1 protein-coding gene and 1 pseudogene are annotated in these 1,223 nt (G+C 40.6%); both read left to right on the top strand.

All coding sequences use genetic code 11. The features are described 5' to 3' along the window. Positions 1 to 162: 162 nt before the first annotated feature. On the top strand, positions 163 to 975 hold the full coding sequence (locus tag FKN16_RS24230; RefSeq protein ID WP_170903734.1) for a hypothetical protein: 813 nt from the start codon (positions 163 to 165) through the stop codon (positions 973 to 975). Between the two features lie 146 nt (positions 976 to 1,121). Further along, positions 1,122 to 1,223: pseudogene (locus FKN16_RS24755) on the top strand (N-acetyltransferase); the annotation flags it as partial.

Below are 1,223 nucleotides of genomic sequence, written 5' to 3'. Positions count from 1 at the left end.
AACTCTAACAAAGCGTTTAAGACGGATTCCCAACGCTTGGCATTTTCGGTTTGAATTCAGCTTTAGTGTTTACGGCACCATGTTTTAGGTCAGGTGGTAGCGTTGCTCACCACTTAACGCGGCGTTAGCAGCCATACTGGTAGTTATGTATAAGGGTATCAGATGCAAGAAAGAGAAAAATATGAAAATGGGCTCTTTACCATTCGTTTTATTGGTGATGATCTAGATAAACGCGGAGTCAGTATTTATGATCTTGGCGAATCTTTAATTGCTTTTCAACGAATTATAAATAAAGCGTATTTAGCTCAGGAAGACCGTTTGGTTAAAGGTGCATTCCCTTCAAATGAAGAGAGGCAACATTTATCTCTTCAAATTGGCCAGCGAAAAAGAGCCTCCGATGGTTTCTCCCTAATTCCAATATTGGCTGACCCACATACTCAACAAGCTATGTTAAAAGTAGCAGATTGGGTTATATCGGGAGTTATTGGCTATTACGTAGGTGACGTAATCCAACAGCTAAAAAATGAAAACGACCCCAACAAACGCATATTCATTAGTTCCATTTTTAAAGAAATTTCAACGATTGTTAACCGTATTGGTACAAGTGGAGGTGTTAGCCAAATATCCATCGGCTCACCGGCTAAAGGTCAAGAGACTGTAGTCGCATTTGATAGAGAAACTAAAAACTATTTAGTTGAACTTTCGAATGAAACTTACTTAGGCGCATACCAAGAAATATACGGCAAGGTGTATAAGATGTATCCGGCGAGCAAAATAGTTGCGATTCGTCGTGTGGGAGGGTCGACAGTCAATGTATTTTTAAACGAAAGTGACTTTGACGAGATTCGCTATTGCAAAGATACTAATCCTTTTTATACGTTCAAAGGACATCCAGTCTATAAAATGGGTGTTGAAACTAAATCAGTTACAGATTTTGACGCAGAGTCAATCGAGTACAGAGAACCAGATGCATAAACTGGCTGCTAACAAACGCTTCAAGAGGGACAGCCAACGCGTGGCATTTTTACTATGCGTTGGTTTTTGTGATTACGGTGTTATGCGGTAAGTTGGCAGTAGCGTTGTCTGCCCCTTAAGCGGGCGTTATGCCTAAGGTGAAATTGATGATCAAGCAGCTTGATTCAAACGAAAAATCAGTGGTTGAACTGTCAGAGTGTTGCTTAGATGAACTTCGTCAAGTTTACAGGCCAACTGAGCTCGCAGTT

It is taken from the genome of Vibrio sp. 11-4(1) (assembly GCF_013048625.1).
GTDB lineage: Bacteria > Pseudomonadota > Gammaproteobacteria > Enterobacterales > Vibrionaceae > Vibrio > Vibrio diabolicus.
Note: the sequence above shows the minus strand (reverse complement) of the source record. Positions and strands in the feature narration are given on the sequence as shown.

Bases quoted from the DNA above. Each gene is read 5' to 3' on its own strand.
- FKN16_RS24230 (WP_170903734.1), top strand. From the start codon at position 163: ATGCAAGAAAGAGAAAAATATGAAAATGGGCTCTTTACCATTCGTTTT.